This window comes from Polaromonas sp. YR568, assembly GCF_943372955.1.
Lineage (GTDB): Bacteria > Pseudomonadota > Gammaproteobacteria > Burkholderiales > Burkholderiaceae_C > Polaromonas.
On sequence record NZ_CALSAL010000001.1, the window covers coordinates 687,047 to 709,491 of the forward strand.

Annotated in this window: 22 protein-coding genes; 17 read left to right on the forward strand and 5 right to left on the reverse strand. The window is 62.2% G+C overall.

The genetic code is table 11. The features are described 5' to 3' along the window. Positions 1-122 precede the first annotated feature (122 nt). The 5 genes from AAG793_RS03160 to AAG793_RS03180 all read right to left on the reverse strand — a co-directional run bounded on the left by AAG793_RS03160 (position 123) and on the right by AAG793_RS03180 (position 3,776). Positions 123-908 carry a peptidylprolyl isomerase gene (locus AAG793_RS03160; protein WP_341903895.1) on the reverse strand — a complete coding sequence of 262 codons (786 nt, stop codon included), beginning with the start codon at positions 906-908 and terminating at the stop codon, positions 123-125. Positions 909-998: 90 nt separating this feature from the next. Beyond that, a complete protein-coding gene (locus tag AAG793_RS03165) occupies positions 999-1,277 on the reverse strand; it encodes a BolA family protein (RefSeq protein WP_341903898.1) in 279 nt (92 codons plus the stop codon). Beyond that, complete coding sequence (locus AAG793_RS03170) at positions 1,274-1,819, reverse strand: septation protein A (RefSeq protein WP_341903900.1); 546 nt, start codon at positions 1,817-1,819, stop codon at positions 1,274-1,276. Before AAG793_RS03170 ends, AAG793_RS03165 begins: the two co-directional genes overlap by 4 nt. Before the next feature lie 33 nt (positions 1,820-1,852). Further along, positions 1,853-2,263, reverse strand: coding sequence for a peptide-methionine (R)-S-oxide reductase MsrB (msrB, locus tag AAG793_RS03175; protein ID WP_341903903.1), 411 nt, complete (start codon positions 2,261-2,263; stop codon positions 1,853-1,855). 31 nt (positions 2,264-2,294) lie between these two features. Beyond that, entirely contained in the window at positions 2,295-3,776 is a 1,482-nt protein-coding gene (locus tag AAG793_RS03180) for a YdiU family protein (RefSeq protein WP_341903906.1), read from the reverse strand. A 164-nt stretch (positions 3,777-3,940) separates the two neighbouring features. Here AAG793_RS03180 and AAG793_RS03185 point away from each other — a divergent pair, with 164 nt between their 5' ends. The 17 genes from AAG793_RS03185 (at position 3,941) to AAG793_RS03265 (ending at position 22,318) form a co-directional block, all read left to right on the forward strand. Next, positions 3,941-5,569, forward strand: coding sequence for a 3-(methylthio)propionyl-CoA ligase (locus tag AAG793_RS03185; protein WP_341903908.1), 1,629 nt, complete (start codon positions 3,941-3,943; stop codon positions 5,567-5,569). 322 nt (positions 5,570-5,891) lie between these two features. Next, positions 5,892-7,223 (forward strand): branched-chain amino acid ABC transporter substrate-binding protein, encoded by a 1,332-nt coding sequence (locus AAG793_RS03190; RefSeq protein WP_341903911.1) that lies wholly within the window; start codon positions 5,892-5,894, stop codon positions 7,221-7,223. Between the two features lie 118 nt (positions 7,224-7,341). After that, positions 7,342-8,295, forward strand: coding sequence for a branched-chain amino acid ABC transporter permease (locus AAG793_RS03195; RefSeq protein WP_341903913.1), 954 nt, complete (start codon positions 7,342-7,344; stop codon positions 8,293-8,295). An 8-nt stretch (positions 8,296-8,303) separates the two neighbouring features. Then, complete coding sequence (locus tag AAG793_RS03200) at positions 8,304-9,596, forward strand: branched-chain amino acid ABC transporter permease (RefSeq protein WP_341903917.1); 1,293 nt, start codon at positions 8,304-8,306, stop codon at positions 9,594-9,596. Continuing rightward, positions 9,593-10,396: an ABC transporter ATP-binding protein gene (locus tag AAG793_RS03205; protein ID WP_341903919.1), complete on the forward strand. Its 804-nt coding sequence runs from the start codon at positions 9,593-9,595 to the stop codon at positions 10,394-10,396. The genes AAG793_RS03200 and AAG793_RS03205 overlap by 4 nt, the downstream gene beginning before the upstream one ends. Further along, positions 10,396-11,091, forward strand: a complete 696-nt coding sequence (locus AAG793_RS03210) for an ABC transporter ATP-binding protein (RefSeq protein ID WP_341903922.1) — start codon at positions 10,396-10,398, stop codon at positions 11,089-11,091. Before AAG793_RS03205 ends, AAG793_RS03210 begins: the two co-directional genes overlap by 1 nt. 213 nt (positions 11,092-11,304) lie before the next feature. After that, the gene (locus AAG793_RS03215) at positions 11,305-13,413 is read left to right on the forward strand and encodes a 3-hydroxyacyl-CoA dehydrogenase NAD-binding domain-containing protein (RefSeq protein ID WP_341903924.1); all 2,109 of its coding nucleotides are present in this window, start codon (positions 11,305-11,307) and stop codon (positions 13,411-13,413) included. Positions 13,414-13,461: 48 nt separating this feature from the next. Continuing rightward, positions 13,462-14,637 (forward strand): acetyl-CoA C-acyltransferase, encoded by a 1,176-nt coding sequence (locus AAG793_RS03220; protein ID WP_341903926.1) that lies wholly within the window; start codon positions 13,462-13,464, stop codon positions 14,635-14,637. A 146-nt stretch (positions 14,638-14,783) separates the two neighbouring features. Then, complete coding sequence (locus AAG793_RS03225) at positions 14,784-16,622, forward strand: acyl-CoA dehydrogenase (protein WP_341903928.1); 1,839 nt, start codon at positions 14,784-14,786, stop codon at positions 16,620-16,622. Next, a complete protein-coding gene (locus tag AAG793_RS03230; RefSeq protein WP_341903930.1) occupies positions 16,622-16,852 on the forward strand; it encodes a hypothetical protein in 231 nt (76 codons plus the stop codon). Before AAG793_RS03225 ends, AAG793_RS03230 begins: the two co-directional genes overlap by 1 nt. A gap of 61 nt (positions 16,853-16,913) precedes the next feature. Beyond that, positions 16,914-17,705, forward strand: a complete 792-nt coding sequence (locus AAG793_RS03235; RefSeq protein WP_341903932.1) for an SDR family oxidoreductase — start codon at positions 16,914-16,916, stop codon at positions 17,703-17,705. A gap of 5 nt (positions 17,706-17,710) precedes the next feature. Then, a complete protein-coding gene (locus AAG793_RS03240) occupies positions 17,711-18,157 on the forward strand; it encodes a PaaI family thioesterase (RefSeq protein WP_341903935.1) in 447 nt (148 codons plus the stop codon). Between the two features lie 23 nt (positions 18,158-18,180). Further along, positions 18,181-19,206, forward strand: a complete 1,026-nt coding sequence (locus AAG793_RS03245) for an NADP-dependent oxidoreductase (protein WP_341903938.1) — start codon at positions 18,181-18,183, stop codon at positions 19,204-19,206. Positions 19,207-19,252: 46 nt separating this feature from the next. Continuing rightward, positions 19,253-20,191: a glutathione S-transferase family protein gene (locus tag AAG793_RS03250; protein ID WP_341903940.1), complete on the forward strand. Its 939-nt coding sequence runs from the start codon at positions 19,253-19,255 to the stop codon at positions 20,189-20,191. After that, positions 20,188-20,652, forward strand: a complete 465-nt coding sequence (locus AAG793_RS03255) for a GNAT family N-acetyltransferase (RefSeq protein WP_341903943.1) — start codon at positions 20,188-20,190, stop codon at positions 20,650-20,652. Before AAG793_RS03250 ends, AAG793_RS03255 begins: the two co-directional genes overlap by 4 nt. A 28-nt stretch (positions 20,653-20,680) precedes the next feature. After that, positions 20,681-21,586 (forward strand): SDR family oxidoreductase, encoded by a 906-nt coding sequence (locus AAG793_RS03260; protein WP_341903945.1) that lies wholly within the window; start codon positions 20,681-20,683, stop codon positions 21,584-21,586. A gap of 75 nt (positions 21,587-21,661) precedes the next feature. Beyond that, positions 21,662-22,318 carry a thioredoxin fold domain-containing protein gene (locus AAG793_RS03265; protein ID WP_341903948.1) on the forward strand — a complete coding sequence of 219 codons (657 nt, stop codon included), beginning with the start codon at positions 21,662-21,664 and terminating at the stop codon, positions 22,316-22,318. Positions 22,319-22,445 lie beyond the last annotated feature (127 nt).

Here is a 22,445-nt window from a genome sequence, read left to right on the forward strand (position 1 = left end):
AGCCGTGGAGTCGTCAATCGGTGGACGCCCTGTCAGGTCGTATCCAGCGCGAGAAGACGAAAAAAAACGCGGCCTGAGCCGCGTTTGTGCCTTGGACAAAGAGGTGTCCAGAGGTCTGCGATTTACTCGATCTTGGCCTTCTTGCGCAGGTCTTCCTGGAAGGTGGCCAGCTTCTGTTGCTGCATCTGCTGAGAGATTTGCGGCTTCACTTCGTCAAACGAAGGTAGTTGCGCGTCGCGGATGTCGTCCACACGGATCACGTGGAAACCGAACTGTGTCTTGACCGGTGTGTCGGTGGTCTGGCCTTTGGCCAGTTTGGACATGGCTTCCGAGAATTCGGGTACATAGCTGGCGGGGTTGGCCCAGTCCAGATCACCACCCTTGGCGCCGGAGCCTGGGTCCTTGGACTGCTTCTTGGCAATCGCATCGAACTTGCCGCCTTTTTTCAGGCTGGCGATGATGGCTTTGGCTTCGTCTTCCTTCTCGACCAGAATGTGCCGCGCCTTGTATTCCTTTCCGCCGTTGGCTGCAACGAACTTGTCGTACTCGGCTTTGATGTCGGCGTCAGTCACCGGGTTTTTCTTCTGGTAATCAGCGAACAGTTCGCGGATCAGGATGCTCTGGCGGGCCAGTTCCATCTGCACCTTCACATCGTCACGGGCAGCCAGGCCCAGCTTGTCGGCTTCCTGCATGAACACTTCGCGGGCAATGACTTCTTCGCGCAGCTGGCCTTCCATCTCAGGCGTGACCGGCCGGCCGGTGCGTGCGACCTGCTGTGACAGGGCATCCAGGCGCGCCTTGGGCACCGCTTTGCCATTGACGATGGCCAGATTCTGGGCCATAGCGCCCTGTGCACTCAAGGTGAGCAAGGCTGCGGCGGCTGTGGCCAGTAAAAATTTCTGCTTCATGATGGGAGGTGTTCCTTTGGGCTTTGGGGAAATCGGGGTGAAGACGATGTGAGCTTTGGAGGCCGGTGACCGGTGCGTGGTGTGCGCACTTCAGCGCGGCTGGATGACCTCGATGGCCAGCGCGTGCAGGCCTTGGTCAATGAAATTTTGCAATGCATCATACACAAGCCGGTGGCACGCCACGCGGCTCTTCCCCGCGAAAGCGGGGCTGGCGATACGCACGCGAAAGTGAGTGCCAAAACCCTCGGCATTGGCGCCTGCGTGTCCGGCGTGGTCAGCACTTTCGTCGATCACACGCAATTCGGTGGGCGCCAGGCGTTCGGTCAATTGCCGAGTGATGGCGTCTGCGTGAACAGGCGGGGCGCTCATGAGCTGACCTCCTTCTCGTCAGACTGCAGGTGGCGGGCAATGTACAAGCCCTGGCCAACCAGAAAAACCAGCGGGAAGGCATAGCCCCACAGCTTGAAGTTGACCCATTGTTCCGTGGTGTACAGCAAGGCAACGTAGGCGTTCAGGGTGGCCATGAACAGGCTGTAGCTGATCCAGATAACAGTCAGGTTGCGCCATATGGGGTCCGGCATCTTGAGCTGTGCGCCCAGCATCATCTTGAGAAAGTTTTTCTTCAGAATCCACAGCCCGATGGCCAGCGCCAGGCCGGTAAAGGCATACAAGACGGTTGGCTTGATCTTGACAAAGCGTTCGTCATGCAGGCCCAGCGTCAGTGCACCAAACCCCAGCACCAGTGCCAGTGTGACCTTGTGCATGGTTTGCAGGCCACCATCGAGTTTGTACAGAATGGCCATTTGCAGGGTGGTCGCCACCATGATGACGCCTGTGGCGACATAGATGTCGTACACCTTGAACGCGCCGAAAAATAGCAGGATTGGCAGGAAATCGAGAAGCTGTTTCATGGGTTCAGATGGGGACGAGTGCCTATCGGGTACTTATTCAGGCACAAAGTTCAAGGCAGCCGAGTTCATGCAATAGCGCAGGCCGGTTTCAGTGGGGCCATCGGGGAAGACATGGCCCAGGTGCGCGCCGCAACTGGCGCACACGGTTTCGGTCCGCACCATGCCGTACTTGCGGTCCACGTGTTCCTCAATGGCGTCGGGCGTGGCGGCCTGGGAAAAACTGGGCCAGCCGCAACCGGCATCGAACTTGGTGGTGGATTCAAACAGCTTGGCACCGCAGCAGATGCAATGGTAGCTGCCGTCGGCCCAGACGGACTCGTATTTGCCCGTGAAGGCGCGCTCGGTGCCCGCACGGCGGGTCACCTCAAAGGCGACGGGTTCTGCGCCTTTCTCGGCCAGCAGGGCTTTCCACTCGGCGTCGGTTTTCTGGATTTTGGCGGGCATGGTGAATCCTCAGGGGCTTGAAAATCAGGGTTCAGGAACTGCAGCTGATCTCGATGGATGCAGCCCAGTCGGGCGGGAAGCCGGCATGGCTCTCATAGCCGGGATGCTCATCAAATGGGGATTGCAGCAGCGTCAGCAAGGAGTGGACACCGGAAAAGTCTTTTAGTTTCGCGGCGCGTATGGCTTCCTCGCCGAGGTGGTTGCGCAGCACAAACTTCGGGTTGCTTCGCTGCATCAGGTCGGCCCGCTGGCCAGCATCAACCGACGCGAGGCGTTCGGAATACAGCAGGGCCCAGGCGTTGAAGGATTCGCGGTCGAAAAACAGGTCGCGCACCGGCTCGTGACCGCTTTGCGGCGTGAAGCCGTTCAACCGGCGCCAGAAGATGGTGTAGTCGACCTTGTTGCTGGCCAGCAGACGGAAGGTGCTGTCGATGAGTCCGAGGTCGTCGGCCTGCACATCCGGCAGGCCCAGCTTGGCACGCATGCGGGCTTGCAGCGCCTCAGGGAAAACCGTTTTGAATGATTCCAGCGCGGCGATGGCCTGGTCCTGGCTGTCCATCAGTGGCAAAAGCGCCTGGCCAAGACAAAACAGGTTCCAGTAAGCGATGTTGGGCTGCCGGTTGTAGGCGTAGCGCCCCTCGGTGTCTGAATGGTTGCAGATGTGGTCGGGCACAAAGGCATCGAGGAACTGGAACGGACCGTAGTCGATGGTCAGGCCCAGGATGCTCATGTTGTCGGTGTTCATCACACCGTGGCAAAAGCCCACCGCCTGCCATGCGGCCACCATATGCGCGGTGCGCTCGCTGACCGCCTGCAGAAAAGCCGCGTACGGTTGATCGGCCTCCAGGCATTCCGGGTAATGCCGCTGAATCACGAAGTCGGCCAGCGCCTTGAGCTGACCGGGCTGGCCGCTGTAGCTGAAGTGTTCGAAGTGTCCAAAGCGGATGAAGCTGGGCGCGGTGCGCGTGACCACTGCCGCGGTTTCGACCTCTTCACGGCGCACGGGCGCGTCCGATCCGATCACGCACAGGGCGCGGGTGGTCGGAATGCCCAGTCCATGCATGGCTTCCGAGCACAGGTACTCACGGATCGAACTGCGCAGGACCGCGCGGCCGTCGCCCATGCGGGAGTAGGGCGTGCGTCCGGCGCCCTTGAGCTGGATTTCCTGCGGCCCCGATGGTGTGCTGATCTCGCCCAGCAGGATGGCGCGGCCGTCGCCGAGCTGGCCCGCCCACTGGCCAAACTGGTGGCCGCTGTACACGCTGGCCAGCGGCTCTGAGCCCTGTAGAACCGTGTTGCCGGTCAGGCCCTGCAATGCTTCGTGGGAAGCCAGCCAGTCCGCATCCAGACCCAGGTCGCGTGCGACCGCCTCGTTGCGACCCACCCAGTACGGATCGGGCAAGGGCTGCGGCTTGAGGAGCGTGTAAAACGCCGGTCCGAGCTTTGCAAATCCCTCTTGCCAGGACAGTTCGGTCACAGCTGGGAAAGAGGTGGCAAAGGAGGCAGTCGTCATGACCGAATTGTCCCCTACCTGACATGGGCCCGCAGATTCACGGGCAATCCCGCATGACTGGGCCTCACGGCTGCGGCATCATGAACACGCAGGCGGGCGGAGTGCCCGCCGTTTTCTTTCCTGCCTTCCAGAACACTTTTTAATTACCAGACGGAGACAACCTGATGCTCGGGTTAATGCAAAGCCAGCCACTGCTCATCTCAAACCTGATCGAATTCGCGGAGCGTCACCACGGCGACGCAGAAATTGTGTCCAGACGTGTGGAAGGTGATGTGCACCGTTACACCTACCGCGACGCCGCCAGGCGCTCGCGCCAGGTCGCCAACGCGCTCGACGGCATGAAGCTGGCCTTCAGTGATCGCGTGGCTACGCTGGCCTGGAACGGCTACCGCCACTTCGAGCTGTATTACGGCGTCAGCGGTTCCGGCCGTGTGCTGCACACCATCAACCCGCGTCTGCACCCCGACCAGATCGCATGGATTGCCAACCACGCGGAAGACCAAGTGCTGTGTTTCGACCTCAGTTTTCTGCCACTGGTGCAGGCTGTCCATGCCCGCTGCCCCACGATCCGCCAATACATCGCGCTGTGCGACGACGCGCATCTGCCCAAGGACTCCGGTGTGCCCGGCCTCATCAGCTATGAAGCGTGGATGGGCGGGCAGTCGGGTGAGTACAACTGGCCCAGCTTTGACGAGAATTCGGCATCCAGCATGTGCTACACCAGCGGCACCACTGGTAACCCGAAGGCCGCGCTGTACAGCCACCGGTCCAGCACCCTGCATGCCTATGCAGCGGCCTTGCCGGACGTGATGGGCATCTCGGCGCGCGACGCGATCCTGCCCGTGGTGCCCATGTTCCACGTCAACGCCTGGGGCATTCCCTATTCGGCGGCGCTGACTGGCGCGAAGCTGGTGTTTCCCGGGCCGGCGCTGGACGGCAAGTCGGTGTACGAACTGATTGAAGCGGAGAAGGTCACTTACGCGGCTGGCGTTCCCACGGTGTGGCAGATGCTGCTGACGCACCTCAAGCCGGCCGGGCTGAAGTTCTCCACGCTCAGGCGCACGGTGATTGGCGGCTCGGCCTGCCCGCCAGCCATGATCCACGCCTTCCGCGAGGACTACGGCGTCGAGGTGCTGCACGCCTGGGGCATGACCGAGATGAGTCCGCTGGGTACGCTGTGCACCCTGAAGAACAAGCACGACGGCCTGTCTGAAGACGCAAAGATGAAGATCCGCATGAAGCAGGGCCGGGCCATCTACGGCGTGGACATGAAGATCGTCGATGCCGATGGCAAGGAGCTGCCCTGGGACGGCACCACCTTCGGCGACCTGCATGTGAAGGGGCCGTGGATCATCCGCGAGTACTTCAAGGGCGAGGGCGGCGATCCCTTGGTCGATGGCTGGTTCCCTACCGGCGATGTGGGCACCATCGACCCCGACGGCTACCTGCAGATCACCGACCGCAGCAAGGACGTCATCAAATCCGGCGGCGAATGGATCAGCTCGATCGATGTGGAAAACATTGCGGTGTCTCATCCGGCGGTGGCCATGGCCGCCTGCATTGGTGTGGCCCATCCCAAGTGGGACGAGCGGCCGATTGTGGTGGTCGTGAAAAAGCCGGGCGCTGAGGTGAGCCGGGATGAACTGCTCAAGTTCTACGAAGGCAAGACCGCCAAGTGGCAGATTCCGGACGACGTGGTCTTTGTCGACGCCATTCCGCTGGGTGCCACCGGCAAGATGCTCAAAACCAGACTGCGCGAAGTGCTCAAGGATTACAAATTGCCACAGACGTGATTGCAGATCTTCGATGTGTTTTTCTTCACCAGCATGAGCCGCGGAACCGGCTTTGCCGGGCTGTAGGACGGCCCCGAGGGGCTGAGGACCGCGGCTCCAAACCTGCCTGCGCAGGTTCGGACGGGAGGAAGAGCACACGCCTCTGGCGTGGGCACGTACAGCGCACTACGCGAAGCGAGAAGCGTGGGGGTCACATCTGTGACATGGCTAGGGCATTCCCCGAGCCGGTGCGGGTGCTTTTGACCTAATCTCCGTGAGCGAAATCAGAGTTCCTTACGTGTTTTTGACGCTTCCATTCCATACCAATTTCAGGAGACAAGGGATGACAACCCAAACCCGTTCTTGCGGTGCCTTGCCCCGCCGTTTTGCCACCGTGGCTGCTGCCGTTTCGGCACTGGCCTGCAGTCTGGCCATGGCCCAGGCGCCAGCCAAACCTGCAGCACCAGCCAAGGCCGCGGCTCCTGCTGCGGCGCCGGGCGCTGTCAACCTCAACCAGACCGTGAAGATCGCCTGGCTGGACCCGCTCTCGGGCCTGATGGCTGCGGTGGGCACCAACCAGCTCAAGGGCTTCCAGTTCCTGGCCGAGCGCTTCAGCCAGAAGAACAAGGCGGGTGTGAAGTTCGAGATCATCGGCATCGACAACAAGCTCAGCCCCCAGGAAACCACCAACGCACTGAAGTCCGCCATTGACCAGGGCGCCCGCTACGTGGTGCAGGGCAACGGCTCGGGCGCTGCGCTGGCCATCATTGATGCGCTGTCCAAGCACAACGAGCGCAACCCCGGCAAGGAAGTGCTGTACCTGAACTACGCTGCGGTGGACCCGGATCTGACCAACAGCAAGTGCGACTACTGGCACTTCCGCCTGGACGCCGACACCTCGATGAAGATGGAGGCGCTGACGGCCTTCATGAAAGACCAGCCGGACATCAAGAAGGTCTACCTGATCAACCAGAACTACGCGCACGGCCAGCAGGTGGCGAAGTTTGCCAAGGCCAATCTGGCCAGCAAGCGGCCTGACATCCAGGTCGTTGGCGAAGACCTGCACCCGCTGGCGCAGGTGCGTGACTTTGCCCCCTACATTGCAAAGATCAAGCAGTCGGGTGCGGACACGGTCATCACCGGCAACTGGGGCTCCGACCTCTCGTTGCTGGTCAAGGCTGCCAACGAGGCGGGTCTGAGCAATGTGAAGTTCTACACCTACTACGCGGGTGTCACTGGTACGCCGACCGCGCTGGGTGCTTCGTCGGCAGGCCGGGTGTACATGGTCTCCTACAACCACCTCAACATGGGCGGTGAGATCCAGCAGATCATGGCCGACTACAAGAAGAAGTTCAATGACGACTTCTACACCGGCGCGATCTACCACGCCTTCACCATCCTGACCGATGCGATGGCGCAGACCAAATCCACCGAGCCCGCTGCTGTGGCCAAGGCCATGGAAGGCATGCGCTTCAAGAGCTTCAACGGCGACGTCGAAATGCGCAAGACCGACCACCAGCTGCAGCAGGGCCTGTACATCACGCGCTGGGAGAAGGCTGGTGGCAAACTGCCTTACGACGCTGAAAACACCGGCTACACCTTCGCTCCGGTGAAATACTATGAGCCCTACGTGGCCAGCACGCCGACGTCGTGCCAGATGAAGCGTCCTTCCTGACGCATTGATCGCGCCCCACCCAGGAGCCAAGGCCCGACCCGTCCTCGGGCCTTTTTCTTTGTTTGACGGCGGCTGCGCGTGCGGTAGCCGGTTTCCTTCCAGCTTCAGGCGGTAATTGATGAATTTGGAATTTTTCACCATCTCCCTGCTCAACGGGCTGAGCTACGGGCTGCTGCTGTTCATGCTCAGCTCGGGCCTGACGCTGATTTTCAGCATGATGGGCGTGCTCAATTTCGCCCACGCCTCGTTCTATATGGTCGGCGCCTATGTGGCTTACAGCGTTTCGCAGGTGGTCGGTTTCTGGTGGGCGCTGCTGGTGGCGCCACTGGTGGTGTTTGCCATGGGCGCGGCATTCGAGCGCTTTTGCCTGCGCAAGGTGCACAAGTTCGGCCATGTGCCCGAGCTGCTGGTCACCTTCGGCCTCTCGTACCTGCTGCTGGAGTTGGTGCAACTGGTGTGGGGCCGCGCCGCCGTGAACTATGTGCTTCCCGAAGGACTGCAGGGGCCGCTGTTCACCGTGTTCGGCACCAACTTTCCGAAGTCACGCGCCTTCATCATGCTGATCTCGGTGGTGATGCTGGCCAGCATCTGGCTGGTGCTCACGCGCACCCGCATCGGCCTGGTGATCCAGGCGGCGCTCACGCATCCTGAAACCGTCGAGGCGCTGGGGCACAACGTGCCGCGCGTCTTCATGCTGGTGTTTGGTGGCGGTGCAGCACTGGCCGGGCTAGCGGGTGTGATTGGTGGCAACACCTTTGTCACCGAGCCCGCGATGGCCGGATCGGTGGGTGCCATCATTTTTGTGGTGGTGGTGGTGGGCGGAATGGGCTCGCTCAGCGGGGCGTTTCTGGCGTCGCTGCTGATCGGGCTGGTGCAGACCTTTGCCGTGGCGATGGATCAGTCGCTGATCAGCATGCTGGGCCTTTTCAATTACAGCGTGACGCCTGAGACCTTTGGCTATCCGCTGCTCAAGCTCACGATTTCGCAGGTAGCGCCTATCCTGCCTTTCCTGCTGCTGGTGCTGATCCTGATCTTCCGCCCCAGGGGCCTGCTGGGCACCCGGGAAGACTGAGGCAGGCCATGTCAAAAACACATTACGAATTCAAGCCTTACAACGTCGGGCGCTGGGTCATCTGGGGGCTTTACGCCTTGCTGCTGATCGTGGCGCCGATGCTGTTCAAGAGCAGCCTGTCGCTGACCATGCTATCGCAGGCGGGCTATCTGGTCATCGTCTGCCTGAGCTACAACATCCTGCTGGGGCAGGGCGGCATGCTGAGCTTTGGTCACGCGGTGTATGTGGGTCTCGGATCGTTTCTTGCCATCCACGCGATGAACCTGGCCGCCAAAGGCGCCATCTACCTTCCGTTGCCGCTGATACCGCTGGTGGGCGGGCTGGCCGGCCTCTTCTTCGCCGGTGTGCTCGGCTACGTGACGACCAAGAAGGCCGGCACCACCTTTGCCATGATCACGCTGGGCGTGGGTGAGCTGGTGTTTGCGATGTCGCTGATGCTGCCGGAGTTCTTTGGCGGGGAGGGCGGCATCACCACCAACCGGGCCTATGGCCAATCGTTCTTAGGCATCAGCTTCGGCCCGCAGGTGCAGGTGTATTACTTGATCGCGTTTTACTGCTTCATCTGCACCGCTGCCATGTTTGCCTTCACGCGCACACCGCTGGGCCGCATTTTGAATGCGGTGCGCGACAACCCCGAGCGGGTGGAGTTCATCGGCTACAACACCCAGCGCGTGCGCTACTACGCCTTCATCATTGCCGGTTTCTTTGCCGGCATTGGTGGCGGGTTGGCGGCCATCAACTCAGAAATTGTCACCGCCGAGGTGGTGAGCGGCGTGCGTTCGGGCAGTCTGCTGCTCTTCACCTTCCTGGGGGGCGCCACCTTCTTCTTCGGCCCCATCATCGGCGCCGGGCTGCTGGTGCTGGCGCTGATCCTGCTGTCCGAGCTGTCCATGGCCTGGCTGCTGTATGTCGGGTTGATCTTCCTGTTCATGGTGATGTATGCGCCGGGCGGCCTGGCCAGCCTGATCATGATGAACCTGCGGGTGGCTTCGTTTGGCAAGCTGCGCGAGGTATGGGTCGGCTACCTTGGCCTGGGGCTGACGGCCCTGACTGCGCTGGCAGGTGCGGCTGCCATGGTCGAGATGGTGTACCACCTGCAGCTCAACGCGGCGCTGGGTCCGGAGCTCAGCTTCATGGGTGTTCGGCTCAATGCGATGAACCTCAACAGCTGGTTTGGATCGGTGTTTGTCTTGCTCACGGGCCTCGGTCTGTTCGAGCTGGCGCGCCGCCAGTTCATCGCGCAGTGGGGTCAGGTGCAGGAAGACATTGAAAAAGAGATTAAAAGAAGAGAGGCGCTATGAGCCCCAATTCGAATCGCTATGCCCTTGAACTGAAAGACCTGCGCAAGAGCTTCGGCAAGACCGACATCATTCGCGGCTGCAATCTGCAGGTGCCCGCCGGTGAGCGGGTGGCCATCATCGGCCCCAACGGCGCCGGCAAGTCCACGCTGTTCAACCTCATCAGCGGCCGCTTTGAGCCAACCAGCGGCGAGGTGCTGCTGCACGGCCAGCGCATCAATGGCAAAAAGCCGTTTGAAATCAACCGCATGGGGCTCTCGCGCAGCTTCCAGATCACCAACATCTTCCCCAAGCTCAGCGTGTTCGAGAACCTGCGCTGCGGCGTGCTGTGGAGCCTGGGCTACAAATACAGCTTCCTCAAATTCCTTGCCGACCTGGACGACGCCAATGACCGGGCCGACGAGCTGATGGAGATGATCAAGCTCGATAAAAAGCGCGATGTGCTGGCGATGAACCTGACCTATGCCGAGCAGCGCGCACTGGAGATTGGCATCACGATTGCCGGCGGCGCCAGCGTGATCCTGCTCGACGAGCCGACCGCCGGCATGAGCCGCTCGGAGACCGGGCGTTTCATCCAGCTGATCAAGCAGGTTACCGTGGGCAAGACCCTGCTGACGGTGGAGCACGACATGGGCGTGGTGTTTGGTCTGGCCGACAAGATTGCGGTGGTGGTGTACGGGGAAATCATCGCCTACGACACGCCAGAGCGGGTGCGTGCCGACCAGCGGGTGCAGGAGGCTTACTTGGGATCGTCAGTGGCTGACGCGCAGGCCGGCGGCTCTGTTGGCGCAGGAGTCCATTGATGCTCACCATCGACAACCTCCACGCCTTTTACGGCAAAAGCCACGTTCTGCACGGCGTAAATTTCGATGTGCAGCCCGGCCAGATCGTCGCGCTGCTGGGCCGCAACGGCTCGGGCCGCTCGACCACGGCCAAGGCCATCATGGGTCTTGTCGACTGCCAGGGCTCCATCCGCTGGAAGGGCGCAGAGATCCTGGGCAAGAAGGCCTACCAGATCGCGCACCTGGGTCTGGGCTATGTGCCGGAAAACCGCGACATCTTTCCCAAGCTCACCGTGCACCAGAACCTGCTGCTGGGGCAAAAGGGCACTGGCAAGGGTTCGCGCTGGAGTTTTGACGACATGTACGGCATGTTCCCCCGACTGCTGGAGCGCCAGCACACCGAGGCGGGCGTGCTCTCCGGCGGCGAGCAGCAGATGCTCACCCTGTGCCGTACGCTGATGGGTGACCCGGACCTCATCATCATCGACGAGCCTACCGAGGGCCTGGCCCCCAAGATTGTCGAGCTGGTCGGGCAGTACCTGCAGACCCTCAAGACCCGGGGCATCTCGGTGCTGCTGATCGAGCAGAAACTGACGATTGCCATGGCAATATCTGACCGGGCACTGGTGATGGGGCACGGCAGCATTGTTTTTGACGGCACCCCAGAGTCCTTGCGCGCCGACGCTTATATCCGCAAGGAATGGCTGGAGGTGTAAAAAACCTGCCAGCTTGTCACCGCAGAGACAAGCGGGTGGCTTTTCAGTATCTTGCTGTCTTGTGCAGTCATCGAGCCGTCCTACAATAAGAAAAGAACGGTCGTACTATTTTTCCGCTGCAAAGACTTCAGCAAGCTATCCACGCAGTCCCGTCGCCCAGTTCAACGAATCTCCCGAGACAACCCAACCCTCTCCAACGAAAGTAGCAGCGCCATGACAACCCTCTATGAAGTCCACGGCAGTGTGGCCCTGATCACGCTGAGCAACCCGCCGGTCAACGGCCTCGGCCATGCCAGCCGACTCAGCCTGACGCAGCACCTGCAGCAGGCCAATGCAGATGACGCGGTGAAGTCCATCGTCATCACCGGTGCAGGCAAGGCCTTCTCGGGCGGCGCGGACATCAAGGAGTTCGGCACACCCAAGGCCATGACAGAGCCCAACCTGCACAGCGTGATCCGCGCGGTCGAGGGTTCCGCCAAGCCAGTGGTCGCCGCCATTCACTCGGTTTGCATGGGTGGCGGGCTTGAGCTGTCGCTGGGCTGCCACTACCGCATCGCAGCGCCTGGCTGCAGCGTGGCGCTGCCAGAGGTCAAGTTGGGGCTGTTGCCCGGCGCAGGCGGCACACAGCGCCTGCCGCGCGTGGTGGGCGTGGAGCCGGCGCTCAACATGATTGTCAGCGGCGAGCCGGTCAAGAGCGAGCTACTGGCGCAGATTCCCGGCCAGAAGCTGTTTGACAAGATGGCCTCGTCGCCTGAATCCCTGAAGGACGAAGCACTGGCTTTTGCCCAGTCGATTGCCGATACCCGTCCGCTGCCCATGGTGCGCGACCTGCCGAGCAAGCACCCCAGTGGCGACGCCTACTTTCAGTTCGCGCGCAACATGGTCAAGGGCATGGCGAAGAACTTCCCGGCGCCGCTCAAGTGCGTCGATGCCGTGGAAGCCGCCACCAAGAAAAAGTTTGAAGACGGTCTGGCGTTCGAGCGTGAGCTCTTTATCAACCTGATGTGGACACCGGAGAGCCGCGCACTGCGCCATATCTTCATGGCCGAGCGTGCCGCGTCCAAGATTCCGGATGTGCCGGAAGACACGCCCAAGCGCGAGATCAAGTCGGTGGCCGTCATCGGTGCCGGCACCATGGGCGGCGGTATTTCGATGAACTTCCTCAACGCCGGCATTCCGGTGAAGATGCTGGAGATGAAGCAGGAAGCGCTCGACAAGGGTATTGCCACCATCCGCAAGAACTACGAGGCGCAAGTCAAGAAGGGTAAGCTGAAGCAGGACAAATACGAGCAGCGCATGAGCCTGCTGAGCACCACGCTGAGCTACGACGACCTGAAAGACGCCGACATGGTGATTGAGGCCGTGTTCGAAGACATGGGCGTGAAGGAAAAGGTCTTCAAGGAACTGGACCGTGTGATGAAGCCCGGCGCCATTCTGGCCTCCAACACTTCCACGCTGGATGTGAACCAGATCGCCGCCTTTACCAAGCGCCCGCAGGACGTGATCGGCACCCACTTCTTCAGCCCCGCCAACGTGATGAAGCTGCTGGAAGTGGTGCGCGGCGCCAAAACCGGCAAGGACGTGCTTGCTACGGTGATGGCACTGGGCAAGAAGATCAAGAAGACCTCGGTGGTGTCGGGTGTGTGCGATGGGTTTATCGGCAACCGCATGATTGAGCAGTACGGCCGTCAGGGCGGCTTTTTGCTCGACGAAGGCTGCACGCCAGCCCAGGTAGACAAGGCCATCGAGAAATTCGGCTTTGCCATGGGCCCGTTCCGAATGGGTGACCTGGCGGGTAACGACATCGGCTGGGCCATCCGCAAGCGCCGCGCGGTTGAACAGCCAGACATGAAATACAGCAAAACCGCCGACCTGCTGTGTGAAAAAGGCCGCTTTGGCCAGAAGACCGGCGCCGGCTGGTACGACTATGTGCCCGGCAAGCGCGACGCCATCCCCAATGCCGAAGTGGTGCAGATGATCGAAGACCACCGCAAGAGTCTGGGCATCACGCCGCGCAAGATTTCTGACGAGGAAATCGTGCAGCGTCTGGTGTATTCGCTGGTCAATGAAGCGGCGCACATTCTGGAAGAGGGCATTGCCTCCAAGGCCAGCGACATCGACATGGTGTACCTGATGGGCTACGGCTTCCCGATTCACCGCGGCGGCCCGATGCTGTACGCCGACCAAGTGGGCCTGTTCAACGTTGTGGAGAGCATGAAGCGCTTTGCCAAAAATCCGCTGGACGACGCCAAATTCTGGCAGCCAGCGCCGCTGCTGGCACGCCTGGCAGCCGAGGGCAAGACCTTCAACCAGTCGACCTGACACCGCAATACCTCGCGTTGCCCTACACCCCAGACACCGGAGAATTCCATGACCTCAGCCGTAATCGTTTCCACCGCCCGCACCCCGCTCGCCAAGAGCTGGAAGGGTTCCTTTAACATGACGCACGGCGCTACGCTGGGCGGCCATGCTGTCGAGCACGCCATCCAGCGCGCCGGCATCGAGGCGGCTGAGGTGGACGACGTCATCATCGGCTGTGCGACGCCGGAAGGCGCCACCGGCTCCAACATCGCCCGCCAGATTGCCCTGCGTGCCGGCTGCCCGGTCACGGTGTCCGGCATGACGATCAACCGGTTTTGCTCCTCTGGCTTGCAGACCATTGCCACGGCGGCGCAGCGCGTGATTGCGGGCGAGGCCGACATCTATGTGGCCGGCGGTGTGGAAAGCATTTCCTGCGTGCAGCAGGAGGCCAATACCCACATGCTGCAGGACACCTGGCTCGCCAAGAACAAGCCCGAGATCTACTGGAACATGCTGCAGACCGCCGAGCAGGTCGCCAAGCGCTACAACATCTCACGCGACCGCATGGACGAATACGGCGCCCTGAGCCAGCAAAAGGCCACCGCCGCGCAGGCCGCGGGCCTTTTTGAGGCCGAGATCGCACCGATCACCGTGATGGCCGGCGTGGCGGATCCAGTGATGGGCCTGATCACCAAGAAGGTAACCGTCAGCAAGGACGAGGGCATTCGCGAAGGCACCACCAAGGAAGGCATCAGCGGCATCAAGCCCGCCATTCCTGGCGGTGTGATCGCTGCGGGTAACGCCAGCCAATTCTCTGACGGTGGCGGTGCGGTGGTCGTGATGAACGAAACCGTGGCCGAGAAGAAGGGACTCAAGCCCCTCGGCCGCTTCCTCGGTTTCGCCGTGGCTGGCTGCGAGCCTGACGAAATGGGCATTGGCCCGGTGTTTGCGATCCCCAAGGTGCTGGCCAAGCTGGGCCTGAAGGTCAGCGACATCGACCTTTGGGAACTGAATGAAGCCTTTGCCGTGCAGGTGCTGTACTGCGCCGACAAACTGGGCATTCCGATGGACAAGCTCAATGTGAACGGCGGCGCGATTGCCGTTGGCCACCCTTATGGCGTGACCGGCCAGCGCCTGACCGGCCACGCGCTGATCGAAGGCAAGCGCCGTGGTGCCAAGCGGGTGTGCGTGACCATGTGTATTGGTGGCGGTATGGGTGCTGCGGGTATTTTTGAAGTTCTGTAGTTCCCCCCTGCGCCGCCTGCGGCGTCATCCCTCATAAAGGACGGAGAGGGACGCCAGCTGCGGCCCGGCAAAGCCGGTTCCGCGTAGGCACTGGCCAAGCCACTGGTCAGACGGCGAGCTGGGTTTTACAGAAGGAACAGGGATTCATGTCGCTTCGCTCCACCATTGATTTCCTGCTGTACCAGTGGCTCGATGCCGAGTCACTGAACCAGCGCGCACGGTTCGCAGACCATTCGAGGGACACGTTTGACGCGGTGCTGGACACCTGCGAGCGGATTGCGCGCGAGAAGTATGCGCCGTTCAATCGCACGGTCGACACGCAGGAGCCGCATTTCGACGGCGAAAAGGTCATCCTGCCGCAGGTCACGCACGATGCGCAGAAGGCCTATGCCGAATCCGGCATGCTCAGCGCCGCGCAGGACTACGACATGGGCGGCATGCAGCTGCCCTACACGCTGGAGGCTGCCGCCAACGCTTTTTTTGCGATGGCGTCGGTCAGCATTGGCTCGGGCATGCTGACCACCGGCAATGCCAATCTGCTGATGGTGCACGGCACCGAGGCGCAGAAGGAGGCGTTTGCGCGGCATGAGTTTTCGGGGCGCTTCTCGGGCACCATGTGCCTGTCTGAGCCGCAGGCGGGTTCGTCGCTCAGCGACGTGATGACCCGCGCAGTGCCCGACGGTGATGATTTTGAAGCCGACCCGCTCGGCCCACGCTTTCGGCTCAAGGGCAACAAGATGTGGATTTCTGCCGGCGAGCATGAGCTGACGGAAAACATCATTCACCTGGTACTGGCCAAGATTCCGGGGCCGGACGGCAAGCTGATTCCCGGCACGCGCGGCATTTCGCTCTTTATCGTGCCGAAGAAGATGGTGAACGCCCAAGGCGAACTCACCGGTGTCCGCAACGACGTGGCGCTGGCGGGCCTGAACCACAAGCTGGGGTGGCGCGGCACCACCAACACGTTACTGAATTTTGGCGAAGGCAAGTACCCCGTAGACGGGCTCGCAGGCGCTGTGGGTTATCTGGTCGGCAAGCCCCATGAAGGCCTGCGCTGCATGTTCCACATGATGAACGAGGCCCGCATCGGCGTCGGCATGGCCGCCACCATGCTGGGCATGGCGGGCTACCACGCGAGCCTCGAGTACGCCCGGAACCGACCGCAAGGCCGACCCATCACCGGCGCGGGCAAAGACCCCTCCGCACCACAGAGCCGGATCATTGAACACGCTGACGTCAAGCGCATGCTGTTGGCGCAAAAAGCCTACTGCGAGGGCGCGCTGGCGCTGGAGCTGTATTGCGCAAGGCTGGTCGACGAGCACCACACCGCAGCAGCCGAAGCGGCCGACGAAGCCCGCCTTTTGCTGGAGGTGCTGACGCCGATTGCCAAGAGCTGGCCCAGCGAGTGGTGTCTGGAGGCCAACTCACTGGCGATTCAGGTACACGGCGGCTATGGCTACACGCGTGATTTTCCGGTCGAGCAGTACTGGCGCGACAACCGCCTGAACATGATTCACGAAGGCACGCACGGCATCCAGGCGATGGACCTGCTGGGCCGCAAGGTGGTGATGGAAGGCGGCAAGGGCCTCAAATTGCTGGCAGGCCGCATCAACAGCACCATTGAACGCGCCATCCAGGTGCCTGAACTGGCTGCCCATGCCAACGCGCTGGGCAAAGCACTGCAGCACGTGGGCAGCGCCACCAAGGCCGCGTGGGCCACCGGCGTTCCGGGCGACGCACTGGCCAATGCCGTGCCCTACATGCAGGCCTTCGGCCACACCGTGCTGGCCTGGATCTGGCTGGATGTGGCGCTGGTGGCGGGCACTTCGGTGGCGGGCACATCAGCGGCGAGGTCTTCCGGGGCAGGCACACTAGGGGCCTTGCGCTATTTCTATCACTACGAACTGCCGAAAATCGGTGCCTGGTTGCAGGTGGTGGAAGACCGCGACCGCACCTGTGCCGATTTTCCCGAGGAGTTGTTCTGATGCCATTTTTCAAACCCTCTGCAGACGCTGCCGGTGACCGCTTTGTGGCACGCCTGCAAGCGCTGATCTGGGTGTTGATTTACGGCGGCCTGCTCACGCTGGTGCTGGGCCTGTCGGTGCAGCGGACCGACGACACGCTGGGTTGGTCACTGGTGGTCGGTGGCGGTGTGGTCGCTGCCATTGGCTTTGTGCTGATTTACGTGCGCTCCCGCATCAAGCAGCAGCAATGACCACCGAAGCTGCGCCGAGGCGGCCTCGCTCACCGATCCAATTATTTTCAGGAGACCCCCCATGACCCGAACCATCCAGCAATTGTTTGATCTCACCGGCAAGACGGCCCTCGTCACTGGTGGCTCGCGCGGGCTGGGCCTGCAGCTGGCCCAAGCGCTGGGCGAGGCAGGCGCCCGCGTGATGCTGAGTTCGCGCAAGGCCGAAGACCTGCAGGAGTCGGCAGCCATACTGAAGGCTGCAGGCATCGACGTCGACTGGATCGCCGCTGACTGTGCCAAGGAGGCGGACATCCGCGCGCTGGCCGATGAAACCATCAAGCGCTTCGGCCATGTGGACATCCTCGTCAACAACGCAGGCGCTGCATGGGGCGCACCAGCGGAAGACCATCCGGTCGAGGCCTGGGACAAGGTGATGAACCTTAATATCCGCGGCTACTTCATCCTGTCGCAGCACATCGCCAAGCACAGCATGATTCCCCGTAAGTCGGGCCGCATCATCAATGTGGCCTCGATCGCTGGCCTCGGCGGCAACCCCAAAGAGATGACCACGATTGCCTACAACACCTCCAAGGGCGCGGTCATCAACTTCACCCGCGCGCTGGGCTGCGAATGGGGCCAGCACCAGATCACCGTCAACGCCATCTGCCCCGGCTTCTTCCCAAGCCGGATGACGGTGGGCACGCTCAAGGCCTTGGGCGAAGACAAACTGGCTTCGCACGCACCGCTGGGCCGGCTGGGCGATGACGAAGACCTCAAGGGTCTGTGTGTGCTCTACGCCTCGGACGCCGGCAAGCACATCACCGGCCAGTGGCTGGCAGTCGATGGCGGTGTCAGCGTGATCACCGGCGGCTGAACACCATGTTTGACCCGAACTTCGGCGCCGAAATCCCCTTTGTCACCCACCTGGGCTTCACGCTCGACGTGTTCGAAGGAGGCGAATCGGAGCTGGGCTACACCCCGGCGCCCGAGCACCTCAACTCCTTCGCCGTGGCGCATGGCGGGGCGGTGATGACCCTGCTCGATGTGACCATGGCCACTGCCGCGCGCAGCGTGCAGAAAGACATGGGCGTGGTCACCATCGAGATGAAGACCAGTTTCATGCGGCCAGCCCCCGGCGACGGCAGCAAGCTCATCGGCAAAGGCCACCTGATCCACCGCACCGCCACGCTGGCTTTCACGGAGGCCACGCTGTTTGACGCCGCCGGCCAGGCTTGCGCGCATTCGACCGGTACTTTCAAGTACGTCAAGCGCCGGCCAGTGGAATCTCAAAGTGGCAACGACGCCGGCAAAATTTCGACAGACTGATCATCATCCCGACCGGAAACCCCATGCCCATCAATCAACAGATTCTTCTCGACAACCGCCCCATGGGCGAGGCTGCCGCCAGCAACTTCATGCTGGTCTCCAGCGATACCCCGGAGCTGAAGGAGGGCCAAGTGCTGGTGCACCACCACTTCCTGAGTCTGGACCCGTACATGCGTGGCCGCATGAGCGAGAGCAAAAGCTACGCCGCGCCACAGCCACTGGGCCAGGTGATGCAGGGCGGCACGGCGGGCGAGGTGATTGAAAGCCGCTCGCCGAAATTTGAGCCGGGTGACAAGGTGGTCGGCATGGGCGGCTGGCAGCAGTACAGCGTGGTTGACGTGGATAAGGCCGACCAGCCAGGCGCGCTGCGTAAGGTCGATACCACCCATGTGCCGCTGTCGCATTACCTCGGCGCGGTTGGCATGCCGGGTGTGACGGCCTGGTATGGCCTGGTGAAGATCATCGAGCCCAAAGTGGGCCAGACCATCACCGTCAGCGCGGCTTCAGGCGCCGTGGGCAGTGCGCTCGGTGCGCTGGCCAAGGCGCGCGGCTGCCGGGTGGTGGGCGTGGCCGGTGGCCCTGACAAATGCGCCTATGTGGTGAACGAGCTGGGCTTTGATGACTGTATTGATTACCGCGAGCACGGCAACGCCTTGTCGCTCTCCAGCGCGCTGCAGGACGCCTGCCCCGATGGCGTTGACGGCCACTTCGAGAACGTCGGCGGCATGGTGCTTGATGCCGTGCTGCCCCGCATGAATGCCTTTGGCAGCGTGGCGCTCTGCGGCATGATCGCCGGCTACGACGGCAAGCCGGTGCCGCTGACCCAGCCTTCGCTGATTCTCCTGAGCCGCCTGAAGATTCAGGGCTTCATCGTCAGCGAGCACATGGAGGTGTGGCCCGAGGCACTAAAAGAACTCGGCGCCCTGGTGGGCTCCGGCAAACTGCGGCCGCGTGAGAGCGTGGCCCACGGGCTGGAAAACGCACCCGAGGCGTTTCTTGGTCTGCTCAAGGGCCGCAATTTTGGCAAGCAACTGGTCAAGCTGATCTGATGGCCGCCGACTTGAACCTTCTCGCTACCGTTCACTGGAGACCCCCATGCCCGAGCTGATTCTTCACCATTACCCACTGTCACCGTTCGCTGAAAAAATCCGCCTGGTACTGGGCGCGAAAAAGCTGGCGTGGAAGTCAGTGATCATCCCCTCGGTGATGCCCAAGCCCGATCTGGTGGCGCTGACGGGCGGCTACCGCAAGACGCCGGTGCTGCAGATTGGCGCCGACATTTACTGTGACACCGCGCTAATTTGCGATGTACTGGAGCATTTGCAACCCGAGCCTGCTTTGTACCCGCTGCACGCCAAGGGTCTGGCCCGCACGCTGGCGCACTGGGCCGACAACACGCTGTTCTGGACGGCCATGGCCTACAGCACGCAGCCCAAGGGCTTTGCGCAACTCTTTGAGAAGGCCGGCCCCGAAGCGGCACGCGCCTTTGGTGAGGACCGCAAGGCCATGAGCGCCGGCATGCCGCGCATTCGGCCCGCCGACGCCGCTGCGGGCTATCGCTCTTACCTGCGCCGCATTTCCGACATGCTGGGCGAGCATCCTTTCCTGCTGGGGCAGACCCCCAGCATTGCCGACTTCTCGATGTACCACCCGCTGTGGTTCACCCGGGTCCGCACGCCCGCCGTGGCCGACATCTTCAACGCCACACCGCTGGTGCTGGAGTGGATGGACCGCGTCGCTGCGCTGGGCCACGGCACCATGGAGGATCTGTCTGCCAGTGGCGCGATTGCTGTGGCCGCAGCCGCCACGCCTGCGGCGTTGTCTGGCGATGCCTTTCAGGACGATCATGGCATTGCGCTCGGCAGCCGGGTGGTCATCACCAGCGAGAGCTTTGGTCCGGAGCCGACCGAGGGCGAACTGTTGGCCGCCACCCGCATGCACTACACGCTGCGCCGCACCGACAAGCGCGCTGGCACAGTACACGTGCACTTCCCGCGCATCGGTTATGCCCTGAAAGCCGCTGCTGCTGCATGAGCCAGATGGCGTGGCAGTTTGTTGCCTTTGAATCCCTGAGCGCGGCGGAACTTTACGAGGTGCTGCAGTTGCGCAGTGCCGTGTTTGTGGTCGAGCAGACCTGTGTGTTCCAGGACATGGATGGCGCTGATGCCGAGGCCATGCACCTGCTGGGACGACAGGGCGTAACGCCCGATACGCCTCTTGTCGCTTATGCGCGCTGCTTCCAGGCGGGCGTGAAGTACCGCGAGGCCAGCATCGGCCGGGTAGTCACCCATGCATCGGCACGAGGGCAGGGCGCAGGCCATGTGCTGATGCGGCAGGCGATTTCCAGCGTGCACAGCCAGTGGGGCGTGCAGCCCATCCGGATTGGCGCTCAGGCACGGCTTGAATCGTTTTACCGGCAACACGGGTTTGTGCCCGACGGCGAGCCTTACATCGAAGACGGCATTCCGCACATTGAGATGCTGCGCGCCGTCTGAACACGCAGAATATCCAGAGGAAGTAACCATGATCACTGACTTCAAAGGTAAGACCGCCGTGCTGACCGGCGCAGGTTCCGGCTTCGGCCTTGAGTGCGCCCGGCTGGGTGCCCGGCTGGGCATGAACCTGGTGCTGGTCGACGTGCAACAGGACGCGCTCGACAAAGCCGAAGCAGAAATGAAGGCGGCCGGTGCCCAAGTGCTGGCGTTCCGCCTCGACGTTTCCAGCGCCGCCCAGATGGAGGCCATGGGCCGAGCCGTGCTGGAACGCTTTGGCGCGCCGCATCTGGTGTTCAACAACGCCGGGGTGGGCTCGGGTGGGCTGATCTGGGAGAACAGCGTCAAGGACTGGGAGTGGGTGCTGGGCGTCAACGTCATGGGGGTGGTGCATGGCGTGCGCATCTTCACGCCCATGATGCTGGAAGCCGCCGGCAAAGACCCGGAGTGGCAGGGCCACATCGTCAACACCGCCAGCATGGCGGGCCTGCTGAATCCGCCCAACATGGGCGTGTACAACGTCAGCAAGCACGCGGTGGTGTCGCTCAGTGAAACGCTGTACCAGGACCTGAGCCTCGTCACCGACCAGGTGGGCGCATCGGTGCTGTGCCCGTTTTTTGTGGCCACAGGCATTGGCGAAAGCCATCGCAACCGCCCAGCCGAGCTGCAGGGTGACAAGCCTACCCGCAGCCAGATGATCCAGCAGGCCATGACCGGCAAGGCGGTAAGCTCGGGCAAGGTCACTGCCGCCGACGTGGCGCAGCGCGTGTTTGACGCGGTGGCCAGCAACCAGTTCTACATCTACAGCCATCCGAAGGCCATCCAGTCGGTGCAGACCCGGCTGGAGGACGTGCTGCAAGCCCGCAACCCGACCGACCCATTTGCCGACAAGCCCGAGATTGGCGCACAACTGCGGGCTGCACTGCGCGCGGGTTGATGGCACCTCAAGCTTCAAGGTCCTGCAAAGGGCTTGCGCCGATGAGGACGTTTGAAGTGCGGAGACAATCGAGCCATGCACACACTTGCCTCTGACTCCTTTTCCGCTTTTCCCGCTTTTTCCGCTGCCCGTTCACCACGCCCCCTGCGCTGGCTGATCGCTGCCGTCGCCTCGCTGGCCCTGCTGGCGGGCTGCAAGGACGCGTCAGCGCCCGCCGCATCGAAGATCTCCGAACCCGTGTCGCTGTCGGTGATCGCGGCAGAGGCGGGCGGGTTCTCGGTGGGCAGCACCATGAGCGCCCGCACCGTCTATGTGTTTTTCGATGCGCAATGCCCGCACTGCGGCTCGCTGTGGGATGCCGCCAAGCCGCTGAAATCCCAGGCCCGCTTCGTCTGGATTCCGGTCGGGCTGCTGAACCCGTCCAGCACCTCGCAGGGCGCCACCTTGCTGGCCTCAGCAGATGCAGCCGCTGCGATGGATGCCCACAAGACCTCGCTGCTCGCCAAGCAGGGCGGTATCTCGGCTGGCCCTGACATTGAAGCCCAGAAGGCGGTGGTGGCGAAGAACACCGCACTGCTCAACCGCTTCGGCTTCGCGTCGATTCCCACCGTGGTCGGCACACACGCCCAGACCGGCGCACTGGTCACGCAGGAAGGCGCAGTCCCCACTGCGCAGCTGGCCCAGTTGCTGGGCTTGCAAGTGCCTGCGGGCGAGGCGGCCGGCAAGCCCTAGCCGGGCAACTGGCCCGGTGCCGTGAGGGCAAAGTCACGGTGATGTCCTACGCGGCAAAGCGTGGTGGGAAGTTGTCAAGGGTCATGCCCGGCCTCAGGCTGGAGGTCCTTTGACCCCCAAAGCCGCG

Excerpts from the sequence above, each read along its gene's own strand:
- AAG793_RS03210 (WP_341903922.1), top strand. The coding sequence starts at position 10,396 with ATGCTCACCATCGACAACCTCCACGCCTTTTACGGCAAAAGCCACGTT.
- AAG793_RS03225 (WP_341903928.1), top strand. The coding sequence starts at position 14,784 with ATGTCGCTTCGCTCCACCATTGATTTCCTGCTGTACCAGTGGCTCGAT.
- AAG793_RS03170 (WP_341903900.1), bottom strand. The coding sequence starts at position 1,819 with ATGAAACAGCTTCTCGATTTCCTGCCAATCCTGCTATTTTTCGGCGCG.
- AAG793_RS03260 (WP_341903945.1), top strand. The coding sequence starts at position 20,681 with ATGATCACTGACTTCAAAGGTAAGACCGCCGTGCTGACCGGCGCAGGT.
- AAG793_RS03245 (WP_341903938.1), top strand. The coding sequence starts at position 18,181 with ATGCCCATCAATCAACAGATTCTTCTCGACAACCGCCCCATGGGCGAG.
- AAG793_RS03185 (WP_341903908.1), top strand. The coding sequence starts at position 3,941 with ATGCTCGGGTTAATGCAAAGCCAGCCACTGCTCATCTCAAACCTGATC.
- AAG793_RS03190 (WP_341903911.1), top strand. The coding sequence starts at position 5,892 with ATGACAACCCAAACCCGTTCTTGCGGTGCCTTGCCCCGCCGTTTTGCC.
- AAG793_RS03250 (WP_341903940.1), top strand. The coding sequence starts at position 19,253 with ATGCCCGAGCTGATTCTTCACCATTACCCACTGTCACCGTTCGCTGAA.
- AAG793_RS03195 (WP_341903913.1), top strand. The coding sequence starts at position 7,342 with ATGAATTTGGAATTTTTCACCATCTCCCTGCTCAACGGGCTGAGCTAC.
- AAG793_RS03215 (WP_341903924.1), top strand. The coding sequence starts at position 11,305 with ATGACAACCCTCTATGAAGTCCACGGCAGTGTGGCCCTGATCACGCTG.
- AAG793_RS03180 (WP_341903906.1), bottom strand. The coding sequence starts at position 3,776 with ATGACGACTGCCTCCTTTGCCACCTCTTTCCCAGCTGTGACCGAACTG.
- AAG793_RS03220 (WP_341903926.1), top strand. The coding sequence starts at position 13,462 with ATGACCTCAGCCGTAATCGTTTCCACCGCCCGCACCCCGCTCGCCAAG.
- AAG793_RS03265 (WP_341903948.1), top strand. The coding sequence starts at position 21,662 with ATGCACACACTTGCCTCTGACTCCTTTTCCGCTTTTCCCGCTTTTTCC.
- AAG793_RS03240 (WP_341903935.1), top strand. The coding sequence starts at position 17,711 with ATGTTTGACCCGAACTTCGGCGCCGAAATCCCCTTTGTCACCCACCTG.
- msrB (WP_341903903.1), bottom strand. The coding sequence starts at position 2,263 with ATGCCCGCCAAAATCCAGAAAACCGACGCCGAGTGGAAAGCCCTGCTG.
- AAG793_RS03235 (WP_341903932.1), top strand. The coding sequence starts at position 16,914 with ATGACCCGAACCATCCAGCAATTGTTTGATCTCACCGGCAAGACGGCC.
- AAG793_RS03200 (WP_341903917.1), top strand. The coding sequence starts at position 8,304 with ATGTCAAAAACACATTACGAATTCAAGCCTTACAACGTCGGGCGCTGG.
- AAG793_RS03230 (WP_341903930.1), top strand. The coding sequence starts at position 16,622 with ATGCCATTTTTCAAACCCTCTGCAGACGCTGCCGGTGACCGCTTTGTG.
- AAG793_RS03205 (WP_341903919.1), top strand. The coding sequence starts at position 9,593 with ATGAGCCCCAATTCGAATCGCTATGCCCTTGAACTGAAAGACCTGCGC.
- AAG793_RS03160 (WP_341903895.1), bottom strand. The coding sequence starts at position 908 with ATGAAGCAGAAATTTTTACTGGCCACAGCCGCCGCAGCCTTGCTCACC.
- AAG793_RS03165 (WP_341903898.1), bottom strand. The coding sequence starts at position 1,277 with ATGAGCGCCCCGCCTGTTCACGCAGACGCCATCACTCGGCAATTGACC.
- AAG793_RS03255 (WP_341903943.1), top strand. The coding sequence starts at position 20,188 with ATGAGCCAGATGGCGTGGCAGTTTGTTGCCTTTGAATCCCTGAGCGCG.